Origin of the sequence: Aquincola sp. J276 (assembly GCF_024700035.1) — a bacterium.
Classification (GTDB): domain Bacteria; phylum Pseudomonadota; class Gammaproteobacteria; order Burkholderiales; family Burkholderiaceae_C; genus Aquincola; species Aquincola tertiaricarbonis.
In genome coordinates this window covers 2,624,660-2,638,456 of sequence record NZ_JAJONC010000001.1, presented here as the reverse complement: position 1 = coordinate 2,638,456, position 13,797 = coordinate 2,624,660, and the positions used below count along the sequence as shown (strand labels likewise).

The following is a 13,797-nucleotide window of genomic DNA, read 5'->3' as shown; positions in this document are numbered from 1 at the left end:
CTGCTCAGTCGCGCGGCGGCGGGCGGTTGGCGTCGGCGTAGAGCTGCCGGCGCAGCGCGTCGATCTGCCGCAGGCGGGCATCGATCACCGAGGCGTCAATGAAGTCGGTGCTGCCGGGCAGGCCGCTGCGCGCCATGCGCTGGCCGGCACGCAGCCGGTCGATGGCGCCGCTCAGGTCGCCCAGCGCGGCGCGTTCCTCGGCTTCCGCGCGCACGGCGCGCAGCCGCAGGCCCTGCTGCGTGTTGGCCTGCGCCAGCAGGCTCCAGGCGGTCGCGTCCTGCGGATGGTCGGCCACCCAGGTCTGCAGCACGTCGGTGCTGCGCCGCAGGGCGTCGGTGCGGGCCAGGCCGGCGCCGCGGGCTGCGCCCAGTGCCGCCTGCGCACGCAGCAGCATCAGCGGGCGGGAGCCGTCGTCGATGGCTTCCACCGCCGCCAGCGCCCGGTCGGCGGCGCCGCTGTCCAGCCAGATCTGCGCCTGCAGCATGGCCATGGCGCGGCGCACCGGCGCCTCGTTGCCGGCCAGTGCGCGGGCGGCGTCCAGCGTGGCTTGGGCCCGCTGTGGCTCCCGCAGCTGGGCCGATGCCAGCGCGGCGCCGTAAAGCATGGCCATGCGCTCGGCCGTCGGCAGGCTGCGGTCGCTCTCCCCGGACTGCGCCTGCACACGCCGCAGCGCACCCACGGTGGTGTCGCCCAGCACCCGCGCGCGGGCCTGCATCACCAGGTGCTCGGGCGTGGGCACGGCCGGCGCGGCGGTGGCGGAGGCCTGCGCGCGGGTGCGTGCCTCGCCGATGCGCTCGCTGGTCAGCGGGTGGCTGCGCAGGTAGGGATAGTTGCCGCTGTCGTTCAGGCGGGAGGCGTTCTCCAGCTTCTCGAACATCGCGCCCATGCCCTGCGGCGAAAAGCCGGCCTCGGTCATCACGTTGAAGCCGACGCGGTCGGCCTCGCGTTCCATGTCGCGCGAGAAGTTCAGCTGGCCCTGCATCATCGCGGCCTGGCTGCCGACGATGGCGGCATTGATGCCGTCGCCGCTGTTTGCGCGGCTGGCGGCCATCACGCCGAGGATCATCGCGGCCATGCCCACCAGTGACTGGCGCGAGGAGCTGGCGATGCTGCGCGCGATGTGCCGCTGCGTGACGTGGGACAGCTCATGGCCCAGCACCGAGGCCAGTTCGTCCTGCGTGCCGGCGGCGGCGATGAGGCCCAGGTGCACGCCCACGTAGCCGCCGGGAAAGGCAAAGGCGTTGAAGCTGCGGTCGCGCACCAGGAAGGCTTCCCAGGCGAACACGCCGTCGGTGTCGGCGCCGATGTCGCCGCGGGCGCGGGCGGTGTTCACCAGGCGCGTCCAGGCCGTCTGCACGTAGTCCAGCAGCAGCGGGTCGTCGATGTAGTCGGGGTCGCGGCGCACCTGCCGCATGATCTCGTCGCCCAGCTTCTTCTCGGCGCCAACACCCACGTCTTCCGACACCGAATCGCCCAGCGAGGGCAGCCTTACCTGCGCCTGGGCGGGCGACCAGGCCAGGGGCAGGCAACTGAGCGCTGCGGCCAGCGCGAGGGACAGGGCGGACAGCTTCACGTCGCTATGATGACACCGACCCTTTGCTGCGACGTTTCGCAATGCCCTCACCCGCTGATTCCCCCGCGCTGACCCACTTCGATGCCCAGGGCCAGGCCCACATGGTGGACGTCGGCGGCAAGCAGCCCACGCATCGCATCGCGCGCGCCACCGGCCTCATCCGCATGCAGCCGGCCACCTTCGCGCTGCTGTCCGGCGGCACCGCCAAGAAGGGCGATGTCATCGGCGTCGCGCGCATCGCCGCCATCCAGGGCGCCAAGCGCACTGCCGACCTGGTGCCCTTGTGCCACCCGTTGCCCATCACCCGCGTCGCCGTGGAGTTCGAGGCCGACGCCGCCAGCAGCAGCGTGCGCTGCACCGCGCAGGTGGAAACGCATGGCCGCACCGGCGTGGAGATGGAAGCGCTGACGGCGGTGCAGGTGGGCCTGCTCACCGTGTACGACATGCTCAAGGCCGCGGACCGCGGCATGGTGATCGACGGCGTGCGCGTGCTGGAGAAGCACGGCGGCCAGTCCGGCGATTGGGTGGCGCCCGAGAGCGCTACCTGAAGTCGCGCCAGTCCATCGGCTGCGAGGCCGGTGTGCACTGGAACGGCCGCGGGCTGCGCGAGGCGTCGTCGCACTCGGCGAAGAATTCCGCGGCATTGGGATTGCGGAACTCCCGCAGCCGGTCTGCCAGGTGACGGGCGCGCTCCAGGTCGCCCTGCTCGGCATAAGCACGGGCCCACGCGATCATCAGCCGGGTGTCCAGCAGGTTGTGCGCGGCGCGCTTGAGCGCGGGCATCGCCGTGCCGGGGCGGTCGGTGGTGGTGGCCGCGGCATAGTCGGCCTGGTGGCCGAACAGCCAGGCGCCCTGACCTTCCGCGATGCGCTGCGACAGCGGCGTGGCGTTGGCCGGCGGTGCGTAGATCACCACCACGCGGCGGTAATCGGCGATCGCGGCCAGGCCGACCACCACCATCAGCAGGCCGGCGGCGCGCAGCAGCAGCGTGGCCGGCGCGGGCCCGGTGCCGCGGTCGTCGCTTCGGTCGCGCAGGGCGGCAGCAGGCCCGGCGCCCAGGCACACACCCCAGGCCCCGGCGGTGGGCAGCAGGAAGTAGAGGTACCACAGCGGGTACTCCAACTGGCTGTGCAGCGCCATCATCAGCACCATCATGAAGGCGGCGCGCACGGCGGTGCCTTCGGTGCCGGGCACCTGGCGGCTGCGCTGCCAGGCCAGGTACAGGGCCCAGGCGAGCAGCGCCAGCACCACCGCCGCCAGGGGCAGGCCCAGTTCAACCGCCAAGTGCAACGGCAGGTTGTGCGTGTGGTCGAAGAAGGCCACGGGGCGCTGCGGGAAGGGCGTCAACGTCCAGGCGAAATTGAACTCGCCCCAACCCACGCCCGTCCACGGGTGCATGCGGATGAGGGCCAGCGTGTCGCGCCAGATGCCAAAGCGGCTGCTGGAGATGTCGCCGCCAGCGGCCATGTGCAGCGCGGCGCCAAAGGTGCCGGCCGTCTGCCCGGCCCAGAAGGTCATCAGCGCCCAGCTGGCGGCGAAGAGCAGCGGCACCGACAGCAGCAGCCCGCGCGCCGGCCGCTGCAGCCGCCGGTCCAGCAGTCCCCACAGCGTGAGTACCGCCATGCCCACCAGCCCCGTGCGCGAGCCCGACAGGGTGATGCCGACGACCATCAAGGCCATCAACACCACCGCGGCCACCCGCGGCAGTCGCCGCGCATCGAGCAAAGGCACCACCGCGATGGCCGACCACAGCAGCAGGCTGCTGAGGTGATTCGGCTGCCGAAGGTTGCCCACCGCCCGGCCCAGCAGCCCGCTGCGCGCGATGAAGTCACCATCGGCCAGTTGGGGGAAGAAGACCTGGACGATGCCGATGGCGGCGCTGAGGGTGCCGGCGAGGAGCCAGGCGGCGAAGAAGGCGGCATGGGTGGAGCGATTGCGTGCAGCACCAGCAGCCGCCACCAGCAGGGCTGCTGCAGCCAAGGTCAGCGTTGCGCCCAGGGAGAGCGTGGGTGGCAAGGACCGGGACCACCCGGACATGAAGGCCGCGACGATGCACAGCGCCATGGCGCCCAGGAGAGGAGCTACCGGTCCCAGCCTCCAGCCTTGGGGCCCCGACGGTCCCTTCGCGCCCAATGCCACCAACACGACGCCGAACAGCACGACCGCTGCCGCCTGGTTGTAGAAGGTGGAGGACGGCGGCTGATTGAATGCCAGCAGGACCGGGACCGCCACGCCGACAAACCAGGACAACGAGGAAAGACCAAGCAGGGAGGTTGAGCTCTTCACCATCGGATTCTGTCAGCCTCGCGCCAGCGGCCATGGCGCCGCCGGCGCAGGTAGAAGAGTGGATGCGTCGGGTGCTCAGCGCCGGGCTTGCTGGACCGGCGGGACAGCCGGGACAACGACGGCCCTCATCTTTGGCTGCTCACGTTCCCCTTCTCGCCAGGCGTCCTGTGCTGCCTTGCAGATGTCCTCTGCGTGCACCTGGCACAAATGGCGAAGAGTCTGGTGCGCAGCTGCTTGATCGCCCGTGAGGGCCTGGCTCTGAGCCAGGCGGAACAGGACCGATGCTGATGGGTAGCGACTGGCCACTGTCTGCAGCGACTGCAGATCGGCTGCGGGCATCTGAGTGCTCGGCGTCACCTGTTCAGCGACAACGCGTGCGTGCAGCTGATCCAGCAGCCAGACGGAGGGCACCTGCGGAGGGGATGTGGCAGACCCGATGCGTGCGGCGAAGAATCGCTGTGCTTGCCATGCCGGTTGCAGCACCGTCATGTCTCGAAGTATGGCAACGAAGGCAAGGACAAGCGCCACCGTCACCAACAAGAGCGCGAACCAGCCGGCGGATGCGCGCGTCGGCCTTGCCTTCGGCTCCTCGTCTGGTTGCTCACAGAAACCTGCGATCAGTGCGCCGGCCCAGAGGAAGTGGAGGTAGGCATGTGGGAACTCCAGCATCGAATGCAGAAGCACGGCGGCAACGGTGCCGATCGCTGCAAGGGCGTCCACGGTGGTGGCCCGCTTGGTTTGGCGGACCAGCCACCACAAAAGCCCGGCTGACAAGAGGGCGCCCAGGGGCAGACCGTTCCAAAGCAGCAGATCCAACACCAGGTCATGGCTGTATTGCAGTATCTCGCCGCTGGTTGGGTGGCTGTTCGCGAGAGCCCATTGCGCGGACGACACTTGCGACCACCCCCACCCTCCCCATGGTCGCCGGGAAACAGCGTCCCACACCAGTCGCCAATGCAAGGGCCGGGTACCGGGTGTTGCACGCTCATCGAGCGCCGCCACCGGTGTGGAGGTGATCCACAAAGAGATCCACTCCCAACTGAGCAACGAGACCAGGAATGCGAGCACCATGCACCAGAAGACATGGCGGGTCCTTGCCGCAGTCTTCTCCCGCCACCTCGGCATCGCCAGGAAGACTGCGAGCAGGATCACGCTCATCGCGCCCGCTCGTGACTGCGTCGTGGCGATTCCCAGCAGCAATAGTGCTGCGCCGGTGAAGGCCATCGTGCCTGGCAACGCTGAAGCCGTTTTTGCTTGGTGCGGCAGGTACAGGCGCCAGATGCCGATGAGGCCCCATACCAACAAAGTCGCCAGCAGGTTCGGCTGCCCAAGGTTGGCTGCCGACCTGCCACCGCTTGCTGCTGCAAACCACAGGTCAGGCAATGCCAGACCAACCCATTGCAGTATGCCTAGCACGGCCGAGCCGCATGCAGCCACCAGCAGGGCGTTCAGCAAGGTGGAGCTGAGCCGTCCGCCGTACCTGCGGTCGTTGGCGCCAACGGCGTACAGCGCTGCGGCACCGAGCACGTACAGCGCGGCCAGCACCGCATCTCCTCGGTACTCGATCAGCCCAACGGCGCCTTGCACGAGCGGGACGACTGCCACCGCTGCCAGCACATGACTGGCCGTCGGCCAGACGAACGTTCGAGGGAGCGTCGCCAGTGCCACCATGCCCAAGCATGCGAAGGAGCCCGCAGCAAGCGCCTCCCGCGGAAAGCTTATCCACAGCTGTCCGTCCGACAGCGGTAGCCACCAAGGCAACACCAGCAGCGTGAGCAGCAGGACGTCAATGACGTTGTTCGATCGAACGGATGGGCGAATCATGCGCGCCAATGAAAAAGAGGAGTTCTCTTCCGAGAACTCCTCTGGCAGACGCATGACGTCGATTACTTGCAGCTTGACGGACGGAACTTCGCGGGGATCGTGCCGCCGCAGGTCCAGTTCACTTGCGAATTACTGTTCGCCAGTGCGGGCGTGAGGGTGATGGTGCTGCCGTCGATGGCGGAATCGCCGAAGCCTTGGGCCGTGGCGGTGATCAGGGTGCCGTTCCAGGTGACGCTGGCAACGTACTTGGAGGTCTGCGAAGCGATCTCGAACGAGGCGCCGGGGATCGCCGAGTTGGTGTTGACGAACTCGGCGATGTTGTTCTTGGCAGAGGATGCTGCCAACATCACTTCGGACACCTTGGCGCGCTTGGTGTAATCCTGATAAGCCGGCAGCGCCACGGCAGCCAGAATGCCGATGATCGCCACGACGATCATCAGTTCGATGAGGGTGAAACCTTGTTGAACACGCTTCATGAAATTGCTCCTTCGGGGAAATGGGCGGGTGACTCGAGTGCTCGCTGTCGGGACGACTGTTTGCACCCTGCGTGCCCAGCCCGTTTGTGGCCCGTGCCGGGCTCCAAGCGTGCGGTTCCTCACATCGCCTGACGCTTCTTGTCACCCGTGCACGCCGCAAAGCGGCACGGGGTGACGCAAAACGTCAGTCAGTTCCCAGCTCGATCCGCTGCCCGGTGGCCAGGGCGCCGATGCGGTGGCCGCTGCCCAGCGCCTGCACCTGCGCCATCACCGACGCCACCTCGCCAGGCTTGATGTGCGTGACGTGCACCTGCACGCTGCCCCCCAGCTGTGCCAGCTCACGGCCCAGGCTGTCTGGGCAGAGGTGCGCGCTCAGGTCGGCCAGCGTGCGTTCGTCGTCGCCGAATGCCGTCTCGATGACCAGGTGGTCTACGGTCCAGCCGCGCAGCCGCTGCCACAGGCGCGGGTTGGGGCCGGTGTCCCCGGTGAACACCCAGCGGGCGCCCTGCTGCGGCGCGGCCTTGAGCACCGCGAAGCCCACGGCCGGCACCGTGTGCTCGGCCGGCAGCACCTCGATCCGCCGGCCGCCGAAGGCCAGCACCTCACCCGCCTCGAAGGGCACGAAGGCCAGGATGGGCCGCTCGGCGCTGGGCAGCCGGGTGAAATCGGGCCAGATCACGCCGTTGAACACATGGTCGCGCAGCGCCTGCAGCGTGGCGGGCAGCGCATGCACCTGGATCGGCCCCCGCCCGCCGGCAGTGCGCCGACGCATCACGCTGTCGGCCAGCAGCGCAATGGACAGCACGTGGTCCAGGTGGCTGTGGCTCACCAGCACGTGGTCGATGCCGGCCAGCTCCTCCAGCGTGAGGTCGCCCACGCCGGTGCCGGCATCGATCAGCACGTCGTCGTCGAGCAGGAAGGAGGTGGTTCGGCTGCCGGCGGCAATCGACCCGGAGCAGCCGAGGACACGGATCTTCATGAGGCAAAAAGCGGCAAGGCTGCGAAGCAGGCGGGGCGGATGGGCTGGCCGGGACGCCGGAAAGCCGGGCGGTCGGTCAACGGTGGCGAAGGTCTTGGGCGAGCGCCTGCTGCAGGTGCCACAGCAAGTCGCCTTCGCGAACGGAGGCACCCAGGGCAAGCAACCGCGCGTCGGCTTCGTCCCAATGTTGCGAGCGCGCCGCAGCCAGCGCAAGCTGCCAATTGCGCAGTTGCGCCTGCCGCGCCGCGTCCGGTGGCGGGGGCGGCACATCGAGCGTGAAAAGTGTCACGGGTTGCGAGCGTCCTTTGACCTGCACATCCCCCACTTCCACCCATGGGAGCGATTCCATCACCGCGCCATCGGTGGCATTGGCTGCGCTGCGCGTCGCGGCGCTGACCAGCAGGTCGACGCCGTAGCGCCGGGTCAGGCCTTCGATGCGCGAGGCCAGGTTCACGCTGTCGCCCAGCGCGGTGTAGGCGCGGCGCAGGTCGGAGCCCATGTCGCCCACGCAGGCGATGCCGGTGTGCAGCCCGATGCCCAGCGACAGCGTGGGCTGGCCGCGCGCCTGCAGCTCCGCATTGAGCGACTGCAGCGCCTGCTGCATGGCCAGCGCCGCGCGCACCGCCTGCGCTGCATGCCGCGGCTCGGGCAACGGGGCGCCCCAGAAGGCCATCAGCGCGTCACCGATGAACTTGTCCAGCGTGCCGCCGTGCGCATGGATCACTGCCGTCATTCGCGAGAAAAACTGGTTGAGCAGCTCGCGCAGCGCCAGCGGTTCCAGGTGCTCCGACAGCGTGGTGAAGCCGCGCAGGTCGCAGAACAGCAGCGTCAGCTCGCGGTTCTCGGCCAGCAGTGCCGCGCCGGCGTATCGGCGCGGGTCGCGCGCCATGCGCCGCACCAGTTCGCGCGGCACGTAGCTGCCGAACAGCCGCATCAGCGTGCGCCGCGAGCGGCCTTCCACGATGTAGCCCCAGGCCATCACCGCGGCAAAGCCGAGGAACAGCATGGTGAGTGCCGAGGCCAGCGGGAGCGCCAGCCCCTCGACCTGCCAGGCGTACTGGTGCACCGCGAGCAGCGCAGCCAGCGCGGCCGCGCAGCTGAGGGCCGAGCCGGTGGCGGACAGCCGCAGCAACGCCGTGCCCAGCAGCAGCGCCAGGGCCAGCAGCTGCACCACCTCGAATCCGGGTGCCCAGTCGGGGCGGACCGGCAGGCGACCGGCGTCCAGCCCGGCAATCACCGCGGCATGGATCTCGAAGCCCGGATGGGCCGGATGCACTGGCGTGGCCCGCAGGTCGCCCAGCGCCGGCACGCTGGTGCCCACGATCACGCGATAGCCGGCCAGCGCGCCGGGCGGCAGGGCGCCGGCCAGCACCCGGGCGGCGCTGTGCCGCTCAAAGGCGCCCGATGCCGGGCCGGCCGCGCGCCGGAAGGGCACGAGCACGCCGCCGCGCTCATCCACCGGCTGCCGCAGGCTGCCGATCTGCAACGCGGTGAGCACCGGTCCGCTGGGCGGAGACGCGCTCTGCAGCACCGGCGGCGGCAGGCCCGCCGCCAGTCGCCAGGTGGCCAGCGCCAGCGATTCATACAGCCGCGGCGTGCCGTCGGCCGCATAGGCCGCCACCAGCAGCGTGGAGCGCAGCAGGCCGTCGTCGTCAGGCAACGCATTGATGAAGCCACCGGTGGTGGCCGCACGGAAAAGCGGCTCGACGCTGGCAGCATGGCCGGTCCAGCGCGGCAGGCCGGCCGGCAGCGGCTGCGGCAACGGCGAAGCGAGGGGCGGCGGCAACACGCCGTTGCGCGCGCCGTCGCGGTCGGCGGTGAAGTAGTGGCCCAGCACCGCCGGTCGGCCCCGCAGCGCTTGCGCCAGCACGGCGTCGTGGTCCAGATGGCGGCGCAGCACGGGCAGCTGGCCCGCGAGGGCGGGGTTGTCGCGCGCCAGGGCCTCCAGCGCCGGCAGGCCGCCGCGGTCGGGCTCGGCCAGCACCAGGTCGAAGGCCGCGGCGGCCACCCGCTGGCGGTCGAACAGTTCGTCGGCGAGGCGGGCCAGGCGGTCGCGGGGCCAGGGCCAGCGGCCCAGTTCGGCCAGGCTGGCCTCGTCGATGTCGATGAGCGCCAGCCGGGCCGGCACATCGGCCGGCGCGGTCCAGCGGGTGCGGGTATCGGCCAGCGCCTGGTCCAGGCGTTCGATCAGTGGCAGCGGCATCAGCCGCAGTGCATGGCCGATGCCCAGCATCAGCAAGGTGGCCCAGAACACCAGCGCCACCAGGCTCGTCCGGTGGCGGTGGTTCATGGCAGCGGGCGCGGCGCCGAGGCGCGCCGCAGCGGCATCACGCCTGGATGAACTGCATCTGGGTGCCGGCCAGCTCGATCACGTCGCCGTTCTTCAGCGGCACCGAATCGCCCACCAGCGGCACGCCATTCACCGTCGGGCGCGAACTGCCTTCCACATGGGCCAGCACGTAGCCGCCCGGCCGCTTGGTGATGGAGGCCACCTGCACGCCCGGCTTGCCGACGGTGGTGACCACCTTGGTCAGCGTGACTTCGCGTCCGGCGGCCGCGCCGTTCAGCACCTTGATGGAGGCCGTGCCGTTGGAGGCCGGCCCCAGGTTGCCGAAGCTGGACACGGGCGCCGGCGCCGTCTGCGCATACGAAGGCGAGACGGCCGGGCCACCCGCGCCCTGGCGCACGATCATCGTCTTCTCGTACTCGTTGCCTTCCTCGACCAGGTACTTGATCTTGTACTTGCCGATTTCGACGGTGTCGTTGTGCGCCAGCAGCTGCTTCTTGATTGCCTTGCCGTTGATGTAGGTGCCGTTGGTGCTGTTCAGGTCTTCGATGAAGACGTCCGCCCCCACCATCTGCAGCACCGCATGCTCGCCGCTCACCGCCAGGTTGTCGATGACGATGTCGTTGTACGGGCGACGGCCGAGGGTGGTCTTGTCCTTCGTGATCTGGACTTCCTTGATGACCACGCCATCCAGCGACACGACCAGTTTGCCCATGCTTGACCTTATGTTTGACGTCTGCCCGCAGCGGCGCGCCGCCGGCGTGTTGATCGGGTGATTGCAGCCCGGGGCGGCTTAACGCTTGAAGCGCCACCAGGGTCGCGAGGCGCCGTTGCCTCCATCCGGCACGCGGACCAGGATCACGGCGATATTATCCTTTCCCCCTGCCTCATTGGCCGTGTCGATCAGCGCCCGGCCCGCCGCGTCCAGCGACTCGTTGGCCAGCAGCACCTGCGCGATGCGGGCGTCGGGCACCATGTCCGACAGGCCGTCCGAGCACATCAGGTAGAGGTCGCCGGGCTCGGTGCCGTGTACATGCGATTCCAGCAGCACCGTGTCCTCCACGCCCACCGCGCGGGTCACCAGGTTCTTGTTGGCGGAGTAGGCAGCCTGCTCCGGCGTGATCAAGCCGGCGTCCAGCTGCTCCTGCAGCAGCGAGTGGTCGCGCGTGAGCTGCGAAAGACGCCCGCCACGCAGGCGATAGGCGCGCGAATCGCCCACGTGGCCCAGCAGCAGGCGCGCCTCGCGGAACACCGCCAGCACCAGCGTCGTGCCCATGCCGGCGTACTGCGGATTGGCGTTGGCAGCGTTGAAGATGGCGCGGTTGGCGTTGTCCACGCAGATGTCCATCGCGCGGCGCACGTCGGCGTCCGAAGCCTGCGAATTGGCTTCGTGCAGCCAGCGGCCCAGCTCGGTCTGGATGAAGGAGGTGAGCATGCCGCTGGCCACCTCGCCGGCGTTGTAGCCGCCCATGCCATCGGCCAGCACGGCCAGCCCGGCTTGTTCATCCAGGGCGACGGCGTCTTCGTTGTTGCTGCGCGCGCGGCCGGTATCGATGGCACTGAAGAACTCGAGAGGCATTTCGGCGCGCTGTGGCGGTGGCTGGGTGCGGTGGATTGTGCTCTTTTGTCACTGGGCGTGGCGCAGGCGCCACCCCCGGCGGGCTCACCCACCGGCCACCCGTGACGACTTCAACGGTGGCACTGCGGCGCCGTTGCTGCACTCCGACGCAAGGCGCCGCAGCGCGGCTGCCACCGCCATGCCGTCGGCCGGCCGGCTGCGTGGCCCCTTGTCCAGCAGCGCACGTACCAGCTCATGCAGTTCGGCGGGCAGGTCGGGCCGCAGCGCGGCCAGCGAGCGTGGCGGCCCGCCGGCGATGGCCCGCAGCAGCGTGCCCATCGACTCACCCTCGTAGGGCAGTGCTGCGGTGAGCAGCTGGAACAGCAGCACACCCAGGGCATACAGGTCGCTGCCCGGGTGCGGTGGTGCGCCGGCCAGCAGCTCGGGTGCCATGAAGGCAGGCGTGCCCAGCACCAGGCCCGTGCGCGTGCGGGTGCCGTCGGTCAGGCGGGCAAGGCCGAAGTCGGTGATCTTCACCCGGCGTGTCGGCAGGTCCACCATGACGTTGGCCGGCTTGACGTCCCGGTGCATCACGCCATGGGCATGCGCGTGGGCCAGTCCCTCGGCCACCGCCGCGCCGATGTGCAGTGCCAGCGGCTCGGGCAGCAGCAGCGTGCGCTTCGTGTAGCGCTCGAGGTTGCAGCCGGGCAGCGGCTGCATGGCGAGGTAGGCGGTGCCGCGTACCTCGCCGCAGCGGTATACACGCACCACATGCGGATGGCGCAGGCGGCCCGCGGCCTGGGCCTCGGCCACCAGCCGCTCGCGCGCCAGTGGCAGCTCGTCGCGTTCGAACTGGCTGCCGAGGTCGATGGTCTTCAGCGCCACCAGCTTGCCGCGCTGGTTGGAGGCCAGGTACACCGCGCCGATGGCGCCGCGCCCCAGCAGCCGGTGAATGCGGTAGCCGTCGAATTCGCTGTCCTGGCGCAGCAGGCGACCACGGCCTTCGGCCGCACTGTGTTGCTGCGTGTCGGTGTCGGCCATGCCCTGCCAGAAGTCGCCCATCCAGGTTGGCGGGCACCTTAGCATGGCCACCGCGGTGGCCATCGTTCGAAAAGGAGGGCCTCAGCCCGCGTCGGTCCGGGCCTGCAGCCGTCGGGCGGCAAGCCGCCCCGCCACCAGCACTCCGGCGATGGTCACTGCGTACACCGCCCAGCGCGCGGCCGCGTGCGGGTCGAACAGCGTGTGGAGCAAGGGTTCGTGCACGATCATCCGGGCGGCCGTGAAGGCCAGCACCCCGGCGCCCAGGTAGCTGATGAGCGGAAAGCGGTCCACGAGCTTCAGTACCAGGCTGCTGCCCCACACCACGATGGGCACGCTGATCAGCAGGCCGATCACTACCAGGTCGAAGGCACCGTGGGCGGCGCCGGCCACGCCCAGCACGTTGTCCACGCCCATCAGCGCATCGGCAATGATGATGGTGCGCATCGCGCCCAGGAACGTGGTGGCGCCAACCGTGCCATGGACGTCCTCGCCGCCGGGCACCAGCAGCTTGTAGGCGATCCACACCAGCCCCAGGCCGCCCACGAGCATCAGCCCTGGGATTCGCAACAGCCACACCACCACCATCGTCATCATCGAGCGGACGATGATGGCGCCGACCGTGCCCCAGACGATGGCGCGGCGCTGCAGGTGCGTGGGCAAACCGCGCGCGGCCAATGCGATGACGATGGCGTTGTCACCGGCCAGGATCAAGTCGATCAGCACGATGGACAGCAGCGCCGAAAACCACTCGGGGGAGAGAAAGGCCATCAATTGCTCCGCCTACGCTGGCGCAAAGTTTAGCCATGCAGCAGCCATGAAAAAGGCCCGGCGCCTGTGAAGCGCCGGGCCCGGAGGCAGCAGTGGGCGAGGGCTTAGAGCAGGCCCTTGAGCAGCTTGCCCATCTCCGACGGATTGCGCGTGACGGTGAAGCCGCACTCTTCCATGATCGCCAGCTTGGCGTCGGCCGTGTCGGCGCCGCCCGAGATCAGCGCGCCGGCGTGGCCCATGCGCTTGCCGGGAGGCGCGGTGACGCCCGCGATGAAGCCGACGATCGGCTTCTTCATGTTGTCCTTGCACCAGCGGGCGGCTTCGGCTTCGTCGGGGCCGCCGATCTCGCCGATCATGATCACCGCGTCGGTGTCCGGATCGTCGTTGAAGGCCTTCATCACGTCGATGTGCTTCAGGCCGTTGATCGGGTCGCCGCCGATGCCGACCGCGCTCGATTGGCCCAGGCCGATCTCGGTCAACTGCGCCACGGCTTCATAGGTGAGCGTGCCCGAGCGCGACACCACGCCGATGCGGCCCTTGCGGTGGATGTGGCCCGGCATGATGCCGATCTTGATCTCGTCCGGCGTGATCAGGCCCGGGCAGTTGGGTCCCAGCAGCAGCGTGCGCTTGCCGCCGGCCGCTTCCTTGGCCTTCATCTTGTTGCGCACTTCCAGCATGTCGCGCACCGGAATGCCTTCGGTGATGGCGATCACCAGGTCCAGGTCGGCCTCGACGGCTTCCCAGATGGCAGCGGCCGCGCCCGCGGGCGGCACGTAGATCACGCTGACCGTGGCGCCGGTCTCGGCCGACGCTTCCTTCACGCTGGCGTAGATGGGGATGCCTTCGAACTTCTCTCCAGCCTTCTTCGGGTTCACGCCCGCCACGAAGGCGTTCTTGCCGTTGGCATAGGCCTGGCAGCCGAGCGTGTGGAACTGGCCCGTCTTGCCGGTGATGCCCTGGGTGATGACCTTGGTGTCTTTGTTGATGTAGATCGACATGAATCTG

12 protein-coding genes are annotated in these 13,797 nt (G+C 69.3%); 1 reads left to right on the top strand and 11 read right to left on the bottom strand.

Annotated elements, in window-relative coordinates:
• Window positions 1-4 precede the first annotated feature (4 nt).
• Entirely contained in the window at window positions 5-1,573 is a 1,569-nt protein-coding gene (locus LRS14_RS12060; RefSeq protein WP_257799679.1) for a M48 family metalloprotease, read from the bottom strand.
• Between the two features lie 41 nt (window positions 1,574-1,614).
• On the opposite strand from LRS14_RS12060, the gene moaC reads away from it, so the two are divergent.
• On the top strand, window positions 1,615-2,121 hold the full coding sequence (gene moaC / locus LRS14_RS12055) for a cyclic pyranopterin monophosphate synthase MoaC (RefSeq protein WP_046113131.1): 507 nt from the start codon (window positions 1,615-1,617) through the stop codon (window positions 2,119-2,121).
• Here moaC and LRS14_RS12050 read toward each other — a convergent pair.
• From LRS14_RS12050 to sucD, 10 genes are all read right to left on the bottom strand, one after another.
• The gene (locus LRS14_RS12050; protein ID WP_257799678.1) at window positions 2,114-3,553 is read right to left on the bottom strand and encodes a PglL family O-oligosaccharyltransferase; all 1,440 of its coding nucleotides are present in this window, start codon (window positions 3,551-3,553) and stop codon (window positions 2,114-2,116) included. The genes moaC and LRS14_RS12050 overlap by 8 nt on opposite strands.
• Before the next feature lie 381 nt (window positions 3,554-3,934).
• Window positions 3,935-5,737, bottom strand: coding sequence for a PglL family O-oligosaccharyltransferase (locus LRS14_RS12045; RefSeq protein WP_257799677.1), 1,803 nt, complete (start codon window positions 5,735-5,737; stop codon window positions 3,935-3,937).
• Window positions 5,738-5,745: 8 nt separating this feature from the next.
• Window positions 5,746-6,159: a pilin gene (locus LRS14_RS12040; RefSeq protein WP_310740822.1), complete on the bottom strand. Its 414-nt coding sequence runs from the start codon at window positions 6,157-6,159 to the stop codon at window positions 5,746-5,748.
• Between the two features lie 184 nt (window positions 6,160-6,343).
• Window positions 6,344-7,138: an MBL fold metallo-hydrolase gene (locus LRS14_RS12030; protein ID WP_046113135.1), complete on the bottom strand. Its 795-nt coding sequence runs from the start codon at window positions 7,136-7,138 to the stop codon at window positions 6,344-6,346.
• A gap of 76 nt (window positions 7,139-7,214) precedes the next feature.
• Window positions 7,215-9,428 carry a CHASE2 domain-containing protein gene (locus LRS14_RS12025; RefSeq protein WP_257799676.1) on the bottom strand — a complete coding sequence of 738 codons (2,214 nt, stop codon included), beginning with the start codon at window positions 9,426-9,428 and terminating at the stop codon, window positions 7,215-7,217.
• Window positions 9,429-9,465: 37 nt separating this feature from the next.
• The gene (locus LRS14_RS12020; RefSeq protein ID WP_046113137.1) at window positions 9,466-10,140 is read right to left on the bottom strand and encodes an FHA domain-containing protein; all 675 of its coding nucleotides are present in this window, start codon (window positions 10,138-10,140) and stop codon (window positions 9,466-9,468) included.
• Between the two features lie 78 nt (window positions 10,141-10,218).
• Window positions 10,219-11,004 carry a Stp1/IreP family PP2C-type Ser/Thr phosphatase gene (locus LRS14_RS12015; RefSeq protein WP_046113138.1) on the bottom strand — a complete coding sequence of 262 codons (786 nt, stop codon included), beginning with the start codon at window positions 11,002-11,004 and terminating at the stop codon, window positions 10,219-10,221.
• 84 nt (window positions 11,005-11,088) lie between these two features.
• On the bottom strand, window positions 11,089-12,045 hold the full coding sequence (locus tag LRS14_RS12010) for a serine/threonine-protein kinase (RefSeq protein ID WP_257799675.1): 957 nt from the start codon (window positions 12,043-12,045) through the stop codon (window positions 11,089-11,091).
• A gap of 60 nt (window positions 12,046-12,105) precedes the next feature.
• Window positions 12,106-12,792 carry a TerC family protein gene (locus tag LRS14_RS12005; protein ID WP_257799674.1) on the bottom strand — a complete coding sequence of 229 codons (687 nt, stop codon included), beginning with the start codon at window positions 12,790-12,792 and terminating at the stop codon, window positions 12,106-12,108.
• A gap of 104 nt (window positions 12,793-12,896) precedes the next feature.
• The gene (sucD, locus tag LRS14_RS12000; RefSeq protein ID WP_046113140.1) at window positions 12,897-13,790 is read right to left on the bottom strand and encodes a succinate--CoA ligase subunit alpha; all 894 of its coding nucleotides are present in this window, start codon (window positions 13,788-13,790) and stop codon (window positions 12,897-12,899) included.
• Between the last annotated feature and the right edge of the window lie 7 nt (window positions 13,791-13,797).

Bases quoted from the DNA above. Each gene is read 5' to 3' on its own strand.
- LRS14_RS12030 (WP_046113135.1), bottom strand. From the start codon at position 7,138: ATGAAGATCCGTGTCCTCGGCTGCTCCGGGTCGATTGCCGCCGGCAGC.
- LRS14_RS12025 (WP_257799676.1), bottom strand. From the start codon at position 9,428: ATGAACCACCGCCACCGGACGAGCCTGGTGGCGCTGGTGTTCTGGGCC.
- LRS14_RS12045 (WP_257799677.1), bottom strand. From the start codon at position 5,737: ATGCGTCTGCCAGAGGAGTTCTCGGAAGAGAACTCCTCTTTTTCATTG.
- sucD (WP_046113140.1), bottom strand. From the start codon at position 13,790: ATGTCGATCTACATCAACAAAGACACCAAGGTCATCACCCAGGGCATC.
- LRS14_RS12040 (WP_310740822.1), bottom strand. From the start codon at position 6,159: ATGAAGCGTGTTCAACAAGGTTTCACCCTCATCGAACTGATGATCGTC.
- moaC (WP_046113131.1), top strand. From the start codon at position 1,615: ATGCCCTCACCCGCTGATTCCCCCGCGCTGACCCACTTCGATGCCCAG.
- LRS14_RS12005 (WP_257799674.1), bottom strand. From the start codon at position 12,792: ATGGCCTTTCTCTCCCCCGAGTGGTTTTCGGCGCTGCTGTCCATCGTG.
- LRS14_RS12020 (WP_046113137.1), bottom strand. From the start codon at position 10,140: ATGGGCAAACTGGTCGTGTCGCTGGATGGCGTGGTCATCAAGGAAGTC.
- LRS14_RS12010 (WP_257799675.1), bottom strand. From the start codon at position 12,045: ATGGGCGACTTCTGGCAGGGCATGGCCGACACCGACACGCAGCAACAC.
- LRS14_RS12015 (WP_046113138.1), bottom strand. From the start codon at position 11,004: ATGCCTCTCGAGTTCTTCAGTGCCATCGATACCGGCCGCGCGCGCAGC.